This window comes from Cohnella soli (assembly GCF_042655525.1).
Lineage (GTDB): Bacteria > Bacillota > Bacilli > Paenibacillales > Paenibacillaceae > Cohnella > Cohnella soli.
Window position 1 is genome coordinate 335,683 of sequence record NZ_JBHSMI010000029.1, and the last position, 19,208, is coordinate 354,890.

The following is a 19,208-nucleotide window of genomic DNA, read 5'->3' on the forward strand; positions in this document are numbered from 1 at the left end:
CCAGGATTAGACGATAGGATGGACCAATTCGTCGGAACGGCCGCGTTGCTCCTCGCGGATCGCCAGTAACGTCTCGTCCATACTGTATAATAGGTAGTCTATCATTTCCCTGGTGGCGATTGTAGGTGGCTTCGTAAGCGCTGCAGGCGGGCAGCTTGCTTTGTAAGTTTGAGCGCTAACATCAATACATGCTTCGTTCAGCACCTTGGTGAATTGCGTGACAGTCTGCGCTTCGCGGAAGAAGATCGTCGACAAGTGTCCCAGCCCTTCCGTCCGGTCGATGAAGTCCGGATAGCGTACCGCCAAGTCCCGCAGCTTGTCTTCATAGTATTGACCAATGTTGCGTATGTGGCTGCCGTTCTCTTCCGTGAACTTCATTGTTATCAAATAGGCCAGCGCCGCCAGTTCCTCCTGTCCGTTCGTAACCAGTGCGCCGAATTGGTTAAGTGTATCCATGGCCGCTGTCGTAATGATGCGAGAAGCTGGATATTGGCCGCCTGGGAAACCTTTTCCGATGACCACGAAATCGGGATTCAACTTGTATTCCCGGAACAGATACATAGGCGGATACCACATGCAAGATTGAATTTCATCACACATGATCGGAGTGTCGTGTTCGTGGCACAGTGCATAAACTTTCTGTAAATACTTAGGCTCGAGCTTGATGCCGCCGTAATTCATCAGAATGATTTCGTGCAGAAACCCCGCTGCCTTATACGGCGGCTTGTTGTACTGTTCGAATTTCGTCTGAAAATCTTCCCAGTCGTTGATTCGAACCGGACAAACCTTCAATATCCCCGCCTGCTCTAGCTTTTCTCCCAGTCCGGGCCACATGTCGCGCATGATCTGAGCGAAAATCGTAGTCCCATGGTAGTTCGCCTTGCCCCCGCCGTCGTGGTCCGCCATCACGAAAAATACCGGCGTAAGGTTCCCGTATTTTGGCTGACCAAAAGTTTCATCCAATCGATAAAACCGAGCCAGCATCATTTTAATGCCCGCTTCGCAAGCTAATGTTCCGGTCTCAAGATTGAGGACACGATTCAACATTTGTGGTTCTTGGGAAGCGAGAGCGGCATCCAATTCGTCCGTCTCTTCAGGACGAAATCCATTGATCGTCCGGACAAGCTCCCGTTCAAGAAACCGGGTAATGTAGCCGCGGGTGTTATTATGAGTCGCATTCGTAATGCCGAGTGCCCTTGCGTTGTCAATCAGCCGATACCCGGGAAAATTGTGACCGAGCGGTGTATGGTAGTGCTCGCTCTTTGCCGCAAGGTACAACCTGCCGTCTTCACCTAAGCGGAGACCTCCCAGACCGCCGATCGGACTCGCTTTCGTATTGGTTGCGCTTCCAAAAGCATTCGTAGGTGCTCCTTCAAGCGACGATTCCAGAGCAGAGACGTACGGCTTGCCAACATACGTCAACAATTGATTCGTAAAACTAACGTATTCCTCCGGCAAAAACTCAACCTCTTCGTGCGCCAACCGCTCGGCTTCCTTGAGGTTGAGCCCCAACAAGGAAGTGGCACCTGCGATGACGCTGTTCATATAGGACGAGCCTAACAACTGAACCAAAGACAGCTTCACTGAGTTCAATCAATCCACCTCGCTTCCCTGGTAGCCATGTTGTTTTTTTATTTCGTTTTTATTTTATTTATGTTTCGTTAATCTGTCAATAATATTATTTATATCTTCGTATCGGTTTCGTTTTCCATTTGTTAAGGGGCAAAACTGAATCTTACTCGGTGGAGATGATGACCCTTATCAAACACTTTAATGGTGGACCATAGCGAGATCGAATATCTGACCTCTTCGCTGCTAGTAAAGCGCTGTCCAATTAACCTCTAACGCCCGCCAGTTATCACAGGAGATCGATACTTTGCACAGAACCAATATACTCATATTTGTATTTTTTGCCCTTGTGGATCTCAAGTTCGTCTGCAGCTCTCGAGTGACTACCTCGGGCCGCGTATGTACGATTTTTCATACAAAAACCATCCGGCGGACTACATCTTACGTCGCTTTGTATGATTTTTCGTACAGAACCTTTGGGACGGACTATTCAGTTCACCACTTTGTATGATATTTCGTACAAAACCTCTACATTGGCTATTTAGCACACCGCTTTGTATGATATTTCGCACAAAAAAATTTCGTTCCCTATGCGCGGAGTGCCCCGACCTCTTCGCTGCTGAAGATCGACACAAGCTGAAGATCGACGATTGACAGCCAGAAAGGCTGCAACATATAATATGGGAAAACGTTGTACCATAATAGAACAAAGTCGTTCGCATTTCGCTTAGCCATTGTGCCGCATTTTTTTTGAAATTTGGTACAACGTTTTCCCAATCCTCAACAGAGGTGATTTTACCATGACCATACAACTGAAGGATATTGCCAAGTATCTGAACGTGTCCGTGTCTTCGGTGTCCAAGACCATTAACGGTACCGGCCGGGTCGGCAAAGAAACGCGCGAACGGATTATGAAGGCGATCGAAGAGCTGGGCTACCAACCGAACGAGGTTGCGCGCAGCCTTAAGCGTAAGAGTGCTAATTCGCTTGGCGTCATCGTCTCGGACTTGTCCAATCCTTTCTATTCGAAAGTAATTAAAGGGATAGAGAGCGTAGCCAGCCGCAACGATCATCACGTCATTGTGTGCAACTCAAACGAAGATGCGCACAAGGAAGAGGAATATGTCAAGCTGCTGATGCAGAATCGCGTAAGCGGTCTGATCATCGCCTCGGTCGGCGGCAATCCAAAAGCGCTTAAGCCGTATATCCGATCGGGTATCCCCTTCGTCTTCATCGACAACGAGCCGCGCATAGACGAACAATATAATCTTGTGACGATCGATAACATCAAAGCAAGCTACGAATTGACGCAGCATCTTCTGGATCAGGGTCACCGACATTTGGCGATCATCACCGGCCCTCTCGATCAATCGACCGCGCTCGAGCGCAAACTAGGCTTTGAAAAGTGCCTATCGGACAACGGCGTAACAATGTCGGAGCAGTGGGTCGGCAGCGGCGAGTTCAAACAAGCCTCCGGTTACGCGATCATGAAAGATTGGCTGAAACGGGACCAGCTTCCGACGGCGTTGTTCGCGGCCAACGATTTTCTGCTGTATGGAGCGACCAAGGCGCTGTACGAGCGCGGACTACGCATCCCGGACGACATGGCGGTCGCCTGCTTTGACGCGGATGACGAAACCGGATTGATCCGCCCGCGACTCACCTCGGTCGTTCAGCCAGCCTACGACATTGGCGCAGCCGCTGCCGAGATGATCATGAGGAGAAAGCAAGAAGGAGCCCCTCGCCAAGCCGAGCGAATCGTACTAGAGTCGTCGTTCCGACCGAACGAGTCAAGTTTAAAAGGGAGGTGAACACAATGAGCAAGGAAAACGGTAACCGCCTATGGGTATTTCCGGATTGCGAGCTTCCGCCGGCCGGGGATTTCCCGCTGAAGGGACACGAATCCGTCATCGTGCTGAATCAGAACCGCGAAGTTGCCCACTTGACGATTACGCTGTATTTTACCGATCGCGATCCCGTCACGGATATTCGGTTGACCGTGGAAAGCGAGCGCGTCCGCTGTCTTCGGCTGGACAACCCGGATGACCTGGCAGGCTTCGTAGTCCCCCGGGAAACGCAATATTCCCTGAAGCTGGAGAGCGATGTGCCGATCGTCGTGCAATACGGCCGGTTGGATACTCGTCAAACGAACATGGCCTTCTATGCCACAACCGGCTTCAGTCTATAACCAGATCCGCATCTGCAAGCCTTGGAGGAGAATCCGTGAAGGACAGCATACACGTTATATTCGGCTTTGATATGGAGACCGATGTCGGGAGCTTCACCCCGTATTACGACGGCGTCAAAAATGCAACTGGCCCGCTGATCGAGGTATTTGAGCGTAAGAACATCAAAGGTACGTTCTTCTATACCGGAGACGCGGCCAGAAGAAATCCGGACAGTGTCGCTCTCGTGCGAGATAGCGGGAACGAGGTGGGTACCCACTCCCTGTTTCACGAGACGGTAGGCGACCAACTGTTCCCGATTCCCGGCGTTGTTCCGCTGCTGGCGGAAGAGGTGCCGTTTCGGATCCGCAAGGCAACGGAATGGGTGCAGGAGGTGCTGGGCAGTCAACCGGTTTCCTTCCGCTGTCCGCGATTGTGGAGCTCGACGGCGGTCGTCAACGCTCTAGAAGAGTTGAACTACGCGGTGGACGCCTCGTACCCGATGTATTTTTACCGCGAGCGGCTTGTCCCCTATCATCCTTCTCGCGAGGATTGGACTCAAGAAGGGGATCTTAATATTTTGCAAATCCCTAATTTCGCGGATATGACGATGAAGAGCAAGGACCCGGGACTGGAGCGCGATCGCGACCAATGGCCGCTGTTCAGAACGAAAGGCGCCGACGCGCTCATGCAGCGCGTTCACAGCTTTATCCGCTTTATGCGGGAGAAGGATTTGCCTGTTGTGCTCTGTTTTTATTTTCATCCGTGGGAGTTCATTCCGATTCACAAAAGCTACAAATACGGGGAATGCACGGTAACGCCGGACCGATTCATCACGCTCAACTGCGGTGATAAAGCGATGGAAGAGTTCGGTCTGTTGATCGATCGGCTGAAAGATTTGGGCGCCGAATTCCATCGGGCCGATGATTTTGCGGTGAAGTGGCATCGTTATACGACAGCACAGTCCAGAACATGAAACCCGGCATCACCATGCGTTGAGGACAGCCAAACGATAAGGGAGCGAAGAAAATGACACAGCACGTCAAAATTCCGGATTACGAGTACACGGAACGGATTCAGAAGGCGGCAAAGCTCGTTGCGGAACGGGGACTCGATATTCTCGTCGTTAACTCTAATGAGGCGGATTATGCGAACGCCCGCTACTTCAGCGGCTTCTGGCCTTTGTTTGAACGCGCCGGAGTGGCGATCTCGGCAAGCGGGGACGCTGCATTGATGGTCGGACCGGAAAGCACGGTGTATGCGGCGGACTTCGGCAAGATCGACAAGATTTTTTGCCTGATGGAATACCGCGAATCCGCTAATCCCAGCTATCCCGAGATCAAGCCCGATACTTATAACGATGTGTTCAAGTCGATCGGCGTTACCGGCGCGAAGCTGCGGATTGGCGTTGCTAGCTTCCTGGACACGACGGTTGTCATGATGGAAGGGCTCCGCAGCAGCTTTCCGGAAGCGGAAATCGTCCGCGCCGACGACATTATGGTCGAGCTGCGCACAATCAAATCCGACAATGAATTGGCTTGCATGCGCGAGGGCTTCAGAATTACGGAGTTGGCCACTGCCGAGGTCATCCGACAAATTCGGCCCGGTGTAACCGAGTGTCAGATGGTCGGAATAGCCCAACGCGTTATTTACGAGAACGGCGCGGAATACGAAGGGCTCCCGATGTATATTTTCAGCGAAAAATCGACCCGGCACGCCATTTCCCGCTCCTCCCATCGCGTGATCAATAAGGGCGACATCGTGCAACTCAACTTGTCGGCCAAGGTGGACGGCTATTCACCGGCAATCGGTTTGCCGATCAGCATGGGCAAGCTAACTCCTGAACGGCGTCAATCTATTGAATTTGGGCTCAAAGCGCACGAATGGACGCAGAGCAAGCTGAAAGCCGGAGTCGTCGCGAGCGATATTGCCAAAGGATTCCTGCAATTTTATAAGGATAACGGCTATGGAGAAAATTATTTATACGGCCCCTGTCATGGCACCGGCATGATCGAGGTGGAAGCGCCATGGATGGAGACGTCTTCAGACTATATTTTACGCCCGAATATGACTTTCCAGATCGATACATTCTTCATGACTAATTCGTTCGGCGTCCGTTGGGAGAAAGGCGTCGTCATTCGCGAGAACGGCTGCGAGCCTTTATGCAGCCCAATTGGGCGAATTCACGAGTTGGAGTTTTAGCCGCATGCCGACAATAACGACTATTCGGCTAGAAACTTGCCGGTTCGAACGTGAACCGGCTTTGCTGCTTGAGCACGGGGGACTGTGCGCCCACGTCTTCCGTTACCGGTCCGGCGTCTGCGCTGTAAAGCTAACGAACGCGGAAGGAAATTTGGTGGTGCTGCCCTATCAAGGACAGCAAATTTGGTCGATGGACTTCGCCGGCAGATCACTGGCGATGAAGTCGACGTTCGACGAACCCCAGGAGACACGCGATTTTCTGTCCACCTACGGGGCGTTCCTTCTGCATTGCGGGATGAGGGCGATGGGCAATCCCGGAAAGGCTGACGATCATCCCGTGCACGGCGAGTTACCCAATGCGCCATTCCAGGATGCGTGGCTGCGTGCAGGCGAGGATACTGAGGGCGCATACTTGGAAATCGGAGGGTCCTACCGGCATACGCTGGCATTTACTTGCGATTACCGCGTCGAAACGGCGGTCCGGTTGTACGAACAGGCGACAACGGTTCGCATAACAGTTAGTTTGACGAATCTACGATCGGAACCGCTGGAATACATGTATTTGGCGCATCTCAATTTTCGGCCTGTCGATTACGGCAGGCTTGTATACAGCGCGCCAAATGGTGAGGGGCAGGTTGGGATGCGGCAGCCGAATCCAGAGCTCATAAGTCGGAATCCAGCATACGGAGCATTCATCGACAAAGTGGCGAAAAATCCCGCACTGATTGACGTGCTCGACCCTACATTCCCGATCAACCCCGAAATTGTCCTCAATTATCGCTATGTAGCGGATGAGGAGGGCTGGGCTCATAGCATGCAAGTTCGACCGGACGGGTACGCGGATTATGTGAAGCATCGGCCGGACGAACTCCCCCAGGTGGTTCGATGGATTGCCAGAACCGGCCACGAGCAGGCGCTTGGACTCGCTTTACCTGCGACAGCCACTGCCGAAGGATACAGCGCGGAAAAAAGAAAAGGCAATGTGCGCCAGTTAGCTTCGCACCAGTCCATCTCCTTTCATTACGAAGCCGGGCTGCTTTCGCCGGAGCAAACCGCCGACATGGAACGCCGGATCACATCAATCCTGAACGCTGAAGATGCTGAACGGTTATAATGACTGTCTGTTGACGACAAGTAAAGGACCTCAGCCCCCATTGGGAATGAGGTCCTTCTTAGCCTAACTTGAAACGCGTCAATTAAAATAGTTGCACAAGCCGCCTTCCAAAGAGTTGGTCCAACTATTATTGTGTTTTTTCGCTTCTTTCATCGTGGAGAAGTCGGAATGTGTAATTATAAGCTCCGTCTTGTTTTCCTTATCAACAAAGTCGATCGTAACAAGCGTTTCCTCCGAATCGTCTCCTTCAGTCCCCCATTTCCAAGTGAACGAAAGCTTTTCATTCGGAACGATTTCTACATAACGACCTACTAACGTATGAATCTTACCATTGGGAGCTTGCATATGAAAAAGGTATTTCCCTCCAATGGAGACGTCCATTTGGCCAATGGTCGTCGTAAAACCCGTTAGCCCCCACCATTGCTTTAACTGTTCTTCCCTTGTCCAAGCCAGGTACACGATTTCCTTGCTAGCATTGTAGACACGGCGAAGCTCAAGGAAAAACTTCCCACCTTGCATTGATATCATGAATCGGGCCTCCGTTAGTTTTCTTTAGGTTGATTATCCAAAAAAAGTTCAAGGTTATCCATTTGAGCAGTCCAAAACTTCCTGAGGTCCATCAACCACTCATGAGCGTTCTCCACTGCTTGTGGATTTAGACCATAATATCGATAAGTCCCTTCCTTACGAACTGAAACTAAACCGGCCTTTTCCAACACCCTCAGGTGTTTAGAAACGGCCGGCAACGACATCTTAAAAGGCATAGCCAAATTCATAACCGTCATTTCTTCAACGGCTAGGCGCCTTATGATTTCTCTTCTCGTGGGGTCTGAAAGGACTTGAAATACATCATTTAATTGTTCTTCGTTATATTTAACCATATGTTTAATTTTATGTAGGTGTTTAACTAAAGTCAAGGCATGAAAAAAGAGCCGAACGATCAGGGTTAGGTACCTGAATCTCGTCGGCTCTTGTTTGTTTTCTTTAGAAGCCACTAGCAACTTCTCGCGCTTTCCGAACTGCTTTTTCTTTGATCGCTGACGCTTGGTTGGGATCTGCAGCCATGCCTTCAACGAAGATGCCCTCAAAGCTAGGGACTTCAAAAAACGCCATAATGGCATTCAAGTGGCGATGACCCATTTCAAAGTCCGCAAGAGCTGAGCCAGGTGATAATACGCTTCCGCTTGCCTGAATGTGAACCGCCTTTTTATCTCGCAACAAGCCGACACGGCCTTCACCGGGAACATACTTAAACGTTTTTCCTGCAACGCAAATAGAGTCGATGTATGCTTTCATAACAGGCGGAAATGAATAATTCCATATTGGATTTACAAATATATACTTATCTGCAGCGACGAATTGATCGACAAGTTCACCTAAACGACCTATTTTCGCTTTTTCCGCACCCGTTAATGCATCAAAAACAGCGCCTGCCCCAAGCTTTCCCCAACCGCTAAACACATCAGCGTCAAGCTCCGGAATATTCATTTGGTATAGGTCAAGATGAATAACTTCATCATTAGGATTTGCGGACAGGTATGCCTGTACGAATTCTTTACCAATTGCCAGACTATACGATGTTTCATGATCGTTCGGATTTGCTGTGATATATAAAACGGTTGCCATAATCGAATTACCCACCTTTATTTGAGTTGAGAAAAATAGTTAAGAAAAATAATAACGCTAAACTTTTGCGACACGTATCTCATCATTGCTTACCACCCGCGAACGATGCTCATCGCATCTGAAAGTAAATCGAATCAACACCTCCCACTACTTTTCTATTGAGACTCATTCAACTTCGAACATTTCTAAGTCATTATTTAACCAATTGGTTATTTAACTTATTGGTTAAATATAAAAGAGTTTTTATTTCTTGTCAAGCAGTTATCTCTTGAGCTTTTGATCGAGCGGAACCGAAGATCGCATTGCGGAACGACTATCCAGAATGGTTCAATAAAACTAGTCCTTTAAAACAAAAAACACGCCTCGCGGCGTGTCGGTGGTTTTTGTTTGGTGGACCCTAGCGGGATCGAACCGCTGACCTCTTCGCTGCCAGCGAAGCGCTCTCCCGCATTGGTCGGTTTCACTGCCATGGCCATCCGAAGAATATGCTTCTATGACAACTCAAGATCCAAAACTTGACGAAGCCACTCAGCCACCTGATGCGGAGCTTCCAAAGGGTATTGATGACCATAGGGGATGAAGGTTGTATCGAAGTGCTTGAATCGTTCCGGAATATGATGTGCTGCATCCCGGTCACCCCAATGGATTCGTACTTTTTGGGCGTTCCATAATTCAGGTTTTAGCTGGAAAGACTGGACTTGCGTTAACGCTGACATGACCATTGCGTTAGTAGAACGAATGCGGGCCGACTTCAGATCATGAATGACGTAGTTCGAGTAGTGATCCAGCCGTTCGCTGTACGCGATAAAGTCATTGGCTTTCAGCAATGTTTTTCTGAACGCGGAGCGAGATATAAGTTTCAAAATCGACCTGGTAACACCTGCATATTTATATTTGGCATGAATGGGATGCAGTACGGGCTGCAATAGCACGAGTTGCCTGATCTGCTGGTCGATTCTTTCCATGACCTTAGCAGCGATAAGTCCGCCGAACGAATGACCAATCAAAATAACAGGGCGATTCAGCTCGTGAATCATTTCGATCACAGCCTCTACATAGCCGTCCATCAGAGAAGAATGATGATGACGCGGTGAATGACCGAATCCGGGAAGGTCCACCAGCCAAGTATTGACATCATTCAATTGTTTCGCTATTGGAACGAAACAATCGGCCCCGCTGAATGTTCCGTGCAGAAAAATAACCGGTGTACCGTGATTCTCTTTTTCCAACGAAATCAGTTTGGATCTTCTGCGTTGCACGAACCCTTCGCGGTGCTCGGATGAGGGGTGGCTTAACCGGAAATCAAGATCGGCGATTACGTAGGGAAGCGTGGTCGGAACAACGGATGTCCGTACCCCGTTCTTACGCTCAATTTCAAACTTCGAGGTAACCGGGAATTCCGATTTCACGAGAAAATGCATCGATTCTTTGGGAATTCCCAATAGCTTGCCGATGCCAAGTCTTAATAAAGACTTCAACAAAGCAAGCGGAATTGTGCCGAAAGGCGGCGCCACTCCCATCTCCATCGCAATTTGCCTGATCAATGAACGGATTGACGGACTATCCTGCTTGGGATCCAATAAATAATACGTATTACTCGCAAGCTCCTTTGTTTGCACTAAGTTAACAATGAATGATGCGACATGATCAACATGTACCAACGGCAGCCAGTAGTCCTTGCCTCCTGGAACGAGTGGCATAAGATTCCTTCTCACAGAATCTACCAGTATACTAAGACCACCAATCTGCTCCGTAATTCCCGAGTAAGAATGGCCGATGACGGTACTGGGATTAACCGTGGACAGCGGAATGCCTAACGGTTTTAGTGCTTTTCGTATATAAGAGTCCGCTTGAAATTTCAATTTCTCATACGGGGGAGATTTCTCAAGAACGGCATCCAGATTGTGAAAAGCATTTTGCTCGTTATATGGACTCATATAGCCAACAACGTGAATGAATTGCTTCAATCCTTTCTTCATATGGATTTTTTCGGAAAGTTCGGCCAATTCGATGGCAGGATTAAGAAAAGCTTGCTCTGCCTCAATCTGGCTTAACTCAATATTCATGGGACCGCCCGCATGAATGATGATATCGGAATTTTGTATTCGTTTGTAATCGTTCGCGGAAAGCCCTAATTTCGGTTTCGACAAATCTCCTATTACTGCAGTAACGTGTTGCGGCGCCTCAAGCAAATGTAACCGCCCGAGGGTATGTTGAAAGCGATCAAGACTTCGCACGAGTACAATAATGTCGTGATTTCTGGATATTAACTCGGCAAGAATATGCCTACCGATGTAACCCGTCCCGCCAGTCAGGAATATTTTCAATTGAATCATCTGCCTTTCGATTCATTTATTAGTACTGAATAGTGCTATTCGGTGCAAAAAAAAATGACTTAAGTAACTAATCACTTAAGCATCGAAGCTAAAGCTTGAATAAGATTCTGTGCTAGCATTGGATTGTTGGTGGCCTTGGTTAGGAATAGCGCTCCTTCGATGGAGGTGACAATCAATGCCGCTGTCTCTTGGACGGGCAGATTCCGGCTCAATTCTTTCTTTTCCATGCCTTCTTCCAGCAGCTTCTCAACAACTTGTAGTTGTTTATCGAAGAATGCTTTTATTTTAGCTCTCGCTTCCGAAGAGGAATGGGAAGTCTGCGTATAAAGTGTCAGGAACGGACATCCACCAACATAATCGATTTGTTCATTATCCTCCGTGAGGATTCGAAATAGTCGCTCCATTTTTGCAGGAATGGACATGTCTTGCATCAAGGTACGGGATATTCGTTCTTCATACCGCGAGATCAATTGGTCGACAATTGCTAACAAAAGCTCCTCCTTACTTTTATAGTGGTAATAAATGTTGGTTTTTGAAACTTTGCTGAGGGCAACAATTTCGTCCATGCTTGTCACTTGAAACCCTTTTGTTAGAAATAAGGTCGATGCGGTCTGCAGGACGATATCTTTGTTTGAAATGCTTGATCTTTTGTTTGTCATATTGCTACTATACAGTACTACAAAATGTATGTCAAACCCTGTTTGTGATTGGAAATGATACTCGAACATTATGTGGTCCTTTCCTCCATGAGGTTGTGTTGTCCTCACTTCACAGGTACTACGACCCCCTCCGCCTCCCTTCCCGCAGCTTGCCACTTCACTTTTTGGGCTTATAGGGTCGCTCTTTACGATGCGGCAGGATTCACTTCATGTTACGGCCTGCTGATTTGCTCGCACTCCCACAGGGAATTACTTTGTCACGGGGCTTCAACCTTAGGATCTCTCCACCAGTCCTAACTTGGCTAGGCGCGCGCCAAAATAAAACCGCAACCTTCGCAGGTTGCGTGGGTTTTAAATATATGGTGGACCCTAGCGGAATAACGATATTTTGATTAAACTTGCTAACGATGATCAATCGACGATGCAGATCCCAGCGGTAAATATCGATGCCGTACTCGTCCGCCTTCGGCTCCCTGCGGTGCGGAACGCCCCAATTTGGTTCGATCTTTCGCGAGGCCACACAAAATAAAAAACGCATCAGTATTTGGATGCGTGAGTTTACATTTTGGTGGACCCTAGCGGGATCGAACCGCTGACCTCTTCGCTGCCAGCGAAGCGCTCTCCCAGCTGAGCTAAGGGCCCGGGATAATTGTCACGAATCGTGACGACAAGAATGAGTATATCACAGGAAAAAAGCGCATGTCAACGTATTTCCCACAACACGCATTTCCCACTTGAGCTGTTTTCTGGGCAATCAATTACGAATACAAGAGTCGCTGTGGTGAGCCGTAGTTGTGTTTAGTCCAACTAATTGCCTGCTACTTTTCCTTACTCCCCAAGTTTCACTCAAAGAGGCAAGGCGGATAAGACGACCCCGTCGCCTTATCGGCCCCGCTCTTCCCTAGACCCTATATCCCGTGCTTACTCATCAGCGAGTTAAGCTCCTTCATGAACATGTCGATGTCCTTGAATTGACGATAGACGGACGCGAACCGGACATATGCGACTTCGTCAACGCCGTAAAGATGCTGCATCATCGCTTCGCCGATCTGCCGGCTTTCGACTTCTGCGCTGGCCGTGTTGCGGAGCTCCCGTTCGACATCGCTGACGATAACTTCGAGCTGAGCGACTGACACCGGACGTTTCTCGCAAGCGCGCAGCAAACCGCGAAGCACCTTGTCTCGATTGAACTCCTCGCGGCTTCCGTCTTTCTTAATGACGATAAGCGGTGTTTCCTCGACGGTCTCGAACGTCGTAAACCTGCGGCTGCACTTCTCGCACTCGCGACGGCGGCGAATCGATTTATTGTCGTTGGCCGGCCGAGAATCCAGCACTTTCGTGCCGCTGAAGTCACAATGAGGGCATTTCATGACGCGAATTCGCCTCCTTCAAATTTTTTTTTGCATTTCCAAGGCTTCCCTTACATGAACGAGACAATAAAGCACATAATACTGTTACCAACCGCAAGGAGGTGAATCAACAATGGCTTCCGAACAAAACAACAACAGAAGCAACCAACTGCTCGTACCACAAGCGACTGCCGGATTGGCTCAACTCAAATTCGAAGCAGCGCAAGAACTGGGTATCGCCATTCCACAAGATGGCTACCAAGGCAACATGACAACGAAAGACAACGGTTCGATCGGTGGTAACATTACCCGCCGCTTGGTGCAAATCGCTGAGCAACAATTGGCCGGCCGTTAATCGCTAACGGTTACAATTGAAGGCACTCAATACCGAGAAGCTTTGAGGCGATTACGCTTCAAGGCTTCTCTTCCGATTGCGGGCATACAACGGTAAGGCCCGGCCTATCTCCCGGCAATCAGAGCTTTTCGTATATTTTCGCATATTTCTTATAATAATACATCACTCGTTGCACGTAATGTCTCGTTTCGCCATAAGGAATATCGCGTACCGTCTGTTCTTGTCCATCCCAGACGCCTTTGTCCAGCCACTGCCGGACTTTGCCCGGCCCCGCATTGTACGCGGCCAAGGAAATAACCAAGCTACCGTCAAATTGTCTCGTCAGCTCTTTCATGTACCAAGCACCCAAGCGGATACCTGCACCCGCCTCATTTCCCGCATCTTTCACGGTCAAATCCCCGAAGTTATCCTTTTTCAATATCCATTCCGCCGTATCTGGCATTAACTGCATAATGCCCACGGCTCCCTTGGGAGAAACCGCATTTACTTTATAATTCGATTCGACCCGGATAATTGCCGCGATCAACAGTGGATCGAGCCCGTAATGCGCTGCATTGTCCTTGATCTCTTCCGTATATTTGATCGGATAAATTTTTTTTCCCAGCCAGTCCGACTGCACAAACAATACGCCCAACACGATCAAAATCAAAGGAATGATTATTCTTTTCCGTTTCGCTTTCTTCATCTTACCGCTCATTCCAACCTCATTTCTCGCCAGAAGCGTTCCACTTGCTCTTCCGTCCGCTCCCGTTCGCCGCCGTTATCGATAACGATGTCGGCGCGCCGTCTCTTCTCCTCGATATCCATCTGCGCATCAAGCCGGCGTCCGGCGTCTTCCGAATTAAATCCGTCACGCTCAACCAATCGCTTTAATTGCAGCGATCTTGGAACATATACGACCATTACTTTTTCAAAATAATGCTCAAGCCCCGATTCGAACAACAACGGAACATCAACGACAACAAGCTTGTCCGGCGAAGTTCGCTCGTAATCGGTCATCCGGTTTTTCATCACTTGACGAATGGCCGGGTGAAGGATCGCTTCGAGCGCCTTCCGTTCGTTTGTATTTGCGAAAACAAGCGAGCCAAGCTTCTTCCTGTCTAGTGAACCGTCCTCGCGGATAACGGACGGGCCGAACCTGTCCACGATCGCGGACAGGGACGGTTGCCCAGGTTCTACGATCTCCCGGGCAATGATGTCCAGATCGATCAACAGTGCGCCTCGCTGCTTCAACATACTCGCGACCGTACTCTTGCCCGTAGCGATACCGCCTGTTAAACCGATGTTCATGTCCCGACTCTTCCTTTAAGTAAATATGGCTTATAGAGGTTTTATACGAACAACTTGAATATGCCCATGGCAATAAGAATAATACCTGGCATCGCGGACAAATGCTTCACCCAGCGCCAATCCGACACCCAGTAACCGACTCTCGTCCCCGACCATAGAAACAATCCGCTCGAGAACGCAATAAGACACGCCGTAATTCCCGGTGGAAACCCCAGCAATGCCGCCCCGATCCCCGCGCCAAACGCGTCAAGCGACAGCGCCAGACCAAGGAAGAACGCTTCGCCAGAGCTTATTATGCCCGAACGATCGACGTCCGCTGCGGACGGCGTACGTAAGATCTGCACGATGAAGCCAAACAGCTTCAGCTCGATCTTTAGCACGGGCGCCTGCTCTCCGTTCGTAGGGGGCGCCTCTTCACGCCGTATTTCTTCCTCCGACTTCCCAGCGCCTCTTCCCCGAATAAGCTGCATAAGAGCTGCGACACCGATACCGATCAGAATGACCGCGCCAAGCGCCGATGCACCGTGCGGAGGCAACCACTTCGTCAGTGCGACGCCGAGCATCATAGATAGAAAAATAACGAGACCGGAGCAGATAGAAATGATTACGACTGAAGGAAGCGGAATTTTGATTTTGCGAACGCCGTACGTCATGCCGACGCCGAAACCATCCAGGCTAACGGCGACGGACAATAGAACTAGCGATGCGACAGGTGCCATCATTTCTGTTCCCCCTGCATTGGATGCTGACCTGGCGAGCACGCTAAAGCCGTCAGGTTCTGTTCATCCTATGCACAGGAACAGGGGATTGCCCCGATATCGGCGTTTTTTTCTATGCGAATGCCTATTCTGACGAGCCGTCCAGCCTTTGTTTGACCGCATTGTTCCGTACGTAACGTTTGGCAGCATCCCCTCTGGAGACGTCTTGCGCGGCCGATTTGTTTCTCGGGCCTTTCTGACATACCGGGCAAGTATGGGTGCCCCGTCCACCGACGACAGTGCGTTCGATCGGTGTACCGCAAGTCAGGCAGGGCTCCCCTGTTCTTCCGTAAGCTTTCAGCGCATGTTGAAACATGCCCATCTCGCCTTGCCCGTTCACATAAGATTTAATGGAGGAGCCTCCGGCTTCCACCGCGGCAGCCAACGTCTGCACAATAGCAGAGTGTAGCCGATCCTGCTCGCTCTTCGTCAGTTCATCTGCCGGTCTCTCGGGATGAATGCCTGCCAAGTGCAGCGCTTCGTCCACGTAGATATTGCCGAGACCGACGATTACTTCTTGATTAAGCAGAAGCGGCTTGATTTTCGTCGACCGGCGGCCAAGCGCGAGGCGGAACGCATCGGGCGTAAATCCGCCTTCCAAAGGCTCCAATCCCAGTTTATTCAGCGGAGGCGACCTTAATTCTTCTCCTTCCAAGAACAGATGCATCGTGCCGAACTGCCTCACATCTTTATATCGAAGTTCCGTTCCGTCCGTAAAATGAAACACGACATGCGTATGCTTCTCCGTCGGCTCATCCTCGCGGTATACGCCGAACCGCCCCTCCATCCGAAGATGTGAGACGAGCACGAGCCCATCCAGAACGAAGCGGAGAAATTTTCCACGCCTTTCGACGGACGTAAACGTTCTTCCTTCCAGCATGGCGGCGAACGCTTGCGGATCATCCGGCTTCTGCAAAATGCGTGGCAACGTTGCAGTCACGCCCGCGATCGTCTTGCCGACGATCAACTCATTAAGCGTCCGACGAACCGTCTCCACTTCCGGTAATTCCGGCATCGACCTTCGCCCCTTCTATGATGTTGTTCGGCGATTTCGCCGTTTATTTCGCTTCGTACCAATTCGTGCCGACGCTTACGTCCGCAAGCAGCGGAACATCTAGCGGCAAGGCCTTGCTCATCACTTCGGGAACGAGTTCCTTCATAATCTCGAGCTCGTCCGCAGGCACTTCGAACACCAATTCGTCATGCACCTGCAGCAGCATGCGGCTTTGCAATCCGCGATCCCGCAGCGCTTCGCTCATCCGCATCATCGCCAGCTTAATAATATCGGCAGCTGTGCCTTGAATCGGCGTGTTCATCGCGGTCCGCTCGGCGAAAGAACGCAAATTGAAGTTCGAATGGTTGATTTCCGGCAAATACCGGCGGCGATCGAACAACGTCGTCACATAGCCGTCCTTGCGGGCTTTTTCCACAATATCGACCATATAGCGTTTGACGCCCGGGAATGCTTGGAAATATTGCTCTATAAACTCTGCGGCTTCCCGTCTCGTAATATTCAAGTTCTGGGAAAGGCCGTAGTCGCTGATGCCGTAGACGATGCCGAAATTAACCGCCTTCGCCTGACGTCTCATGTTGGCGTCCACCTGGCTCGACTCCACGCGGAATACGTCCATCGCTGTTTTTGTGTGAACGTCCATTCCTTTAAGGAAAGCTTCTTTTAGCCCTTCGTCTCCGGAAATATGCGCGAGTACGCGCAGCTCGATCTGCGAGTAGTCGGCGGCTAAAATGCTCCAGCCCGGCTCCGAAGGCACAAATGCCTTACGGATCTGACGGCCTTCCTCCAGACGGATCGGGATGTTCTGCAAGTTAGGGAATTGGCTCGACAATCTGCCGGTAGCCGCGATCGTCTGCTTGTAGAACGTATGAATTTTGCCGTCTTCCGGACGAATCTCCTTCGTAAGCCCTTCGATATAGGTGGACTGCAGCTTCGACAGTTGGCGGTAATGCACGATCAGACGAACCGCCTCGTGGTAAGGCTCGAGTTTCTCGAGCACTTCCGCATCGGTCGAGTAGCCTGTCTTTGTCTTCTTAACAACCGGAAGTTCAAGACGGTCGAACAGCACTTCGCCGAGTTGCTTCGTCGAACCGATATTGAACTCGAAGCCGGCCGCGGCATAGATCGCGTTAGTCGTCTCCTCGATCCGGCGTTGGAACTCGGTGCCGAGTTCGGCAAGCGCGTTCGCATTAACCGTAATCCCTTGCTTCTCCATTCCAGCAAGCACAATGGACAGCGGGAGTTCAAGTTCGTAGTACAGATTGTGCATGCGAAGAGACTCGAGCTTCTCCGCGAGAAGCGATTTTAATCGGCGAACCGCATCCACTTTCGCCGCGAGATGTTTAGCAAGCTCCGCTTCAGCGGGAACGCGGAATTTCGCGCCTTTGCCGTACACCGAATCGTCGGATAGAATCGGCGGTAAGTTCAGTCGCTGCAGCAAGCCGTGCAACGACGGATCAGCTTCTGTCGGATCGAGCAAATAAGCCGCGAGCTGCACATCGAAAGTCTGCCCGCGCAAGGCGATGCCGCTACGCGCCAGCACCAGCTCCGAGCGATGCGTGTCATAGCCCGTTTTCGTAGCGCTCTCATCTTCAAGCCACTGGATGAACGGAACGGCTTCCGGAGATCGGAGTTCAGCGAAAGGTACGACGTAACATGTCGTGCCCGCAACGATCGCAAGACCGATGCCTTCCGTTTGATGCGGATTATCGCCATAAGCTTCGACGATAAGTGCCTCGGCTTCGGACAAAGCATCATTTAGGCCAGCCCAACCGTCCGCAGAGACGCTGACGACATCGTACTTCGACGCCGTTTCCGCCGATAACGCGATTTCCTCTTTGTTCGCCTCACCGAGATTAAGCCGTTCGGACAGCGCTCGGAACTCGAGCTTGCGGAACGCTGTCGCGAGCGAAGCGTTCTCGTAGCCGTTCCACACGATATCATCAAGCGTTCGTTCGAGCGGCACTTCGCGGAAAATAGTCGCCAGCTTCTTGCTCATGCGAGCGCTGTCCATGTTGGCTTCGATATTGTCGCGGAGCTTACCTTTGACTTCTTCCACGCGATCCAACACATTCTCGACTGTGCCGAACTCCTGCAACAGCTTCAGCGCCGTTTTCTCCCCAACGCCAGGGACGCCGGGAATATTATCGCTCGCGTCTCCCATAAGGCCTTTCAGATCGATGATCTGCGCCGGCGATATCCCATACTTCTCTCCGATCGCTTCCGGCGTGTAACGCTCGACGTCGCTGACGCCCTTGCGCGTAATCAGCACGCTAACATGATCGGACGCCAGTTGCAGCATGTCCTTATCCCCTGACACGACAACCGCCGACTTGCCTTGGTCTTCTGCCAATTTCGAAAGAGTGCCTATAATATCGTCCGCTTCGTAACCCGCCAATTCGAATTGCGGAATCGAAAACGCCTGCAGCAGTTCCTTCAATAGAGGAAATTGTTCCGATAGCTCCGGCGGCGTCTTCTGACGTCCGCCTTTATATTCCGCGTAGCCTTCGTGGCGAAACGTCACTTTGCCCGCGTCGAAAGCGACGAGCACATGGCTCGGCTTCTCTTCTTCGAGCACTTTGAGCAGCATCGTCGTAAATCCGAGCACAGCGTTCGTATGCAAGCCGCTGCTATTCGTCAGCGGAGGCAGCGCGTAAAACGCGCGAAAGATAATACTGTTGCCGTCGATCAACACCAGCTTGTCCGTTTTGTTATTTCCGTTGCTCATGCCGCTCGTCCACCTCACCGTCATAAATTCGCATAAAATCATTTT

18 protein-coding genes and 2 tRNA genes are annotated in these 19,208 nt (G+C 50.5%); 6 read left to right on the plus strand and 14 right to left on the minus strand.

All coding sequences use genetic code 11. From position 1 onward, the window contains the following. Positions 1–6 precede the first annotated feature (6 nt). Positions 7–1,584 carry an aminotransferase class III-fold pyridoxal phosphate-dependent enzyme gene (locus tag ACFPOF_RS21875; RefSeq protein ID WP_378137108.1) on the minus strand — a complete coding sequence of 526 codons (1,578 nt, stop codon included), beginning with the start codon at positions 1,582–1,584 and terminating at the stop codon, positions 7–9. Between the two features lie 785 nt (positions 1,585–2,369). Here ACFPOF_RS21875 and ACFPOF_RS21880 point away from each other — a divergent pair. From ACFPOF_RS21880 to ACFPOF_RS21900, 5 genes are read left to right on the plus strand one after another with little or no spacing between them, the layout of a single operon-like run. Then, positions 2,370–3,380: a LacI family DNA-binding transcriptional regulator gene (locus tag ACFPOF_RS21880; RefSeq protein ID WP_378136607.1), complete on the plus strand. Its 1,011-nt coding sequence runs from the start codon at positions 2,370–2,372 to the stop codon at positions 3,378–3,380. A gap of 5 nt (positions 3,381–3,385) precedes the next feature. After that, positions 3,386–3,757, plus strand: coding sequence for a sensory rhodopsin transducer (locus ACFPOF_RS21885; RefSeq protein ID WP_378136609.1), 372 nt, complete (start codon positions 3,386–3,388; stop codon positions 3,755–3,757). Between the two features lie 35 nt (positions 3,758–3,792). Next, the gene (locus tag ACFPOF_RS21890; protein ID WP_378136611.1) at positions 3,793–4,710 is read left to right on the plus strand and encodes a polysaccharide deacetylase family protein; all 918 of its coding nucleotides are present in this window, start codon (positions 3,793–3,795) and stop codon (positions 4,708–4,710) included. Between the two features lie 53 nt (positions 4,711–4,763). Then, on the plus strand, positions 4,764–5,936 hold the full coding sequence (locus tag ACFPOF_RS21895) for a M24 family metallopeptidase (protein ID WP_378136613.1): 1,173 nt from the start codon (positions 4,764–4,766) through the stop codon (positions 5,934–5,936). A 4-nt stretch (positions 5,937–5,940) separates the two neighbouring features. Further along, the gene (locus tag ACFPOF_RS21900; RefSeq protein WP_378136615.1) at positions 5,941–7,050 is read left to right on the plus strand and encodes a DUF4432 family protein; all 1,110 of its coding nucleotides are present in this window, start codon (positions 5,941–5,943) and stop codon (positions 7,048–7,050) included. A 78-nt stretch (positions 7,051–7,128) separates the two neighbouring features. Here the strand turns inward: ACFPOF_RS21900 and ACFPOF_RS21905 are convergent, their stop codons facing one another. From ACFPOF_RS21905 to nrdR, 8 genes are all read right to left on the minus strand, one after another. Then, positions 7,129–7,578, minus strand: a complete 450-nt coding sequence (locus ACFPOF_RS21905) for an SRPBCC family protein (protein WP_378136617.1) — start codon at positions 7,576–7,578, stop codon at positions 7,129–7,131. A gap of 14 nt (positions 7,579–7,592) precedes the next feature. After that, on the minus strand, positions 7,593–8,045 hold the full coding sequence (locus ACFPOF_RS21910) for an ArsR/SmtB family transcription factor (protein WP_378136619.1): 453 nt from the start codon (positions 8,043–8,045) through the stop codon (positions 7,593–7,595). Next, the gene (locus ACFPOF_RS21915; RefSeq protein WP_378136621.1) at positions 8,035–8,676 is read right to left on the minus strand and encodes an NAD(P)H-dependent oxidoreductase; all 642 of its coding nucleotides are present in this window, start codon (positions 8,674–8,676) and stop codon (positions 8,035–8,037) included. The genes ACFPOF_RS21910 and ACFPOF_RS21915 overlap by 11 nt, the downstream gene beginning before the upstream one ends. 388 nt (positions 8,677–9,064) lie before the next feature. Continuing rightward, positions 9,065–9,154, minus strand: a tRNA-Ala gene (locus ACFPOF_RS21920). Between the two features lie 13 nt (positions 9,155–9,167). After that, entirely contained in the window at positions 9,168–11,012 is a 1,845-nt protein-coding gene (locus ACFPOF_RS21925; protein WP_378136623.1) for an alpha/beta fold hydrolase, read from the minus strand. A 71-nt stretch (positions 11,013–11,083) separates the two neighbouring features. After that, positions 11,084–11,671 carry a TetR/AcrR family transcriptional regulator gene (locus ACFPOF_RS21930; RefSeq protein ID WP_378137109.1) on the minus strand — a complete coding sequence of 196 codons (588 nt, stop codon included), beginning with the start codon at positions 11,669–11,671 and terminating at the stop codon, positions 11,084–11,086. Between the two features lie 566 nt (positions 11,672–12,237). Further along, positions 12,238–12,313: transfer RNA gene (locus ACFPOF_RS21935), tRNA-Ala, on the minus strand. A gap of 266 nt (positions 12,314–12,579) precedes the next feature. Further along, on the minus strand, positions 12,580–13,041 hold the full coding sequence (nrdR, locus tag ACFPOF_RS21940; RefSeq protein WP_378136625.1) for a transcriptional regulator NrdR: 462 nt from the start codon (positions 13,039–13,041) through the stop codon (positions 12,580–12,582). A gap of 112 nt (positions 13,042–13,153) precedes the next feature. Between nrdR and ACFPOF_RS21945 the strand changes: the two genes are divergently transcribed. Further along, a complete protein-coding gene (locus ACFPOF_RS21945; RefSeq protein ID WP_378136627.1) occupies positions 13,154–13,375 on the plus strand; it encodes a small, acid-soluble spore protein, alpha/beta type in 222 nt (73 codons plus the stop codon). 118 nt (positions 13,376–13,493) lie between these two features. On the opposite strand, the gene ACFPOF_RS21950 is transcribed toward ACFPOF_RS21945, so the two are convergent. The 5 genes from ACFPOF_RS21950 to polA form a co-directional block, all read right to left on the minus strand. Then, positions 13,494–14,072 (minus strand): lytic transglycosylase domain-containing protein, encoded by a 579-nt coding sequence (locus ACFPOF_RS21950; RefSeq protein WP_378136629.1) that lies wholly within the window; start codon positions 14,070–14,072, stop codon positions 13,494–13,496. Beyond that, positions 14,069–14,665, minus strand: a complete 597-nt coding sequence (gene coaE / locus ACFPOF_RS21955; protein ID WP_378136631.1) for a dephospho-CoA kinase — start codon at positions 14,663–14,665, stop codon at positions 14,069–14,071. Before coaE ends, ACFPOF_RS21950 begins: the two co-directional genes overlap by 4 nt. A gap of 41 nt (positions 14,666–14,706) precedes the next feature. Continuing rightward, a complete protein-coding gene (gene ytaF, locus ACFPOF_RS21960) occupies positions 14,707–15,384 on the minus strand; it encodes a sporulation membrane protein YtaF (protein ID WP_378137111.1) in 678 nt (225 codons plus the stop codon). A gap of 124 nt (positions 15,385–15,508) precedes the next feature. Then, positions 15,509–16,438, minus strand: a complete 930-nt coding sequence (gene mutM, locus ACFPOF_RS21965; protein WP_378136633.1) for a DNA-formamidopyrimidine glycosylase — start codon at positions 16,436–16,438, stop codon at positions 15,509–15,511. A gap of 43 nt (positions 16,439–16,481) precedes the next feature. Further along, positions 16,482–19,163, minus strand: a complete 2,682-nt coding sequence (gene polA, locus ACFPOF_RS21970) for a DNA polymerase I (protein WP_378136635.1) — start codon at positions 19,161–19,163, stop codon at positions 16,482–16,484. Positions 19,164–19,208: the final 45 nt, after the last annotated feature.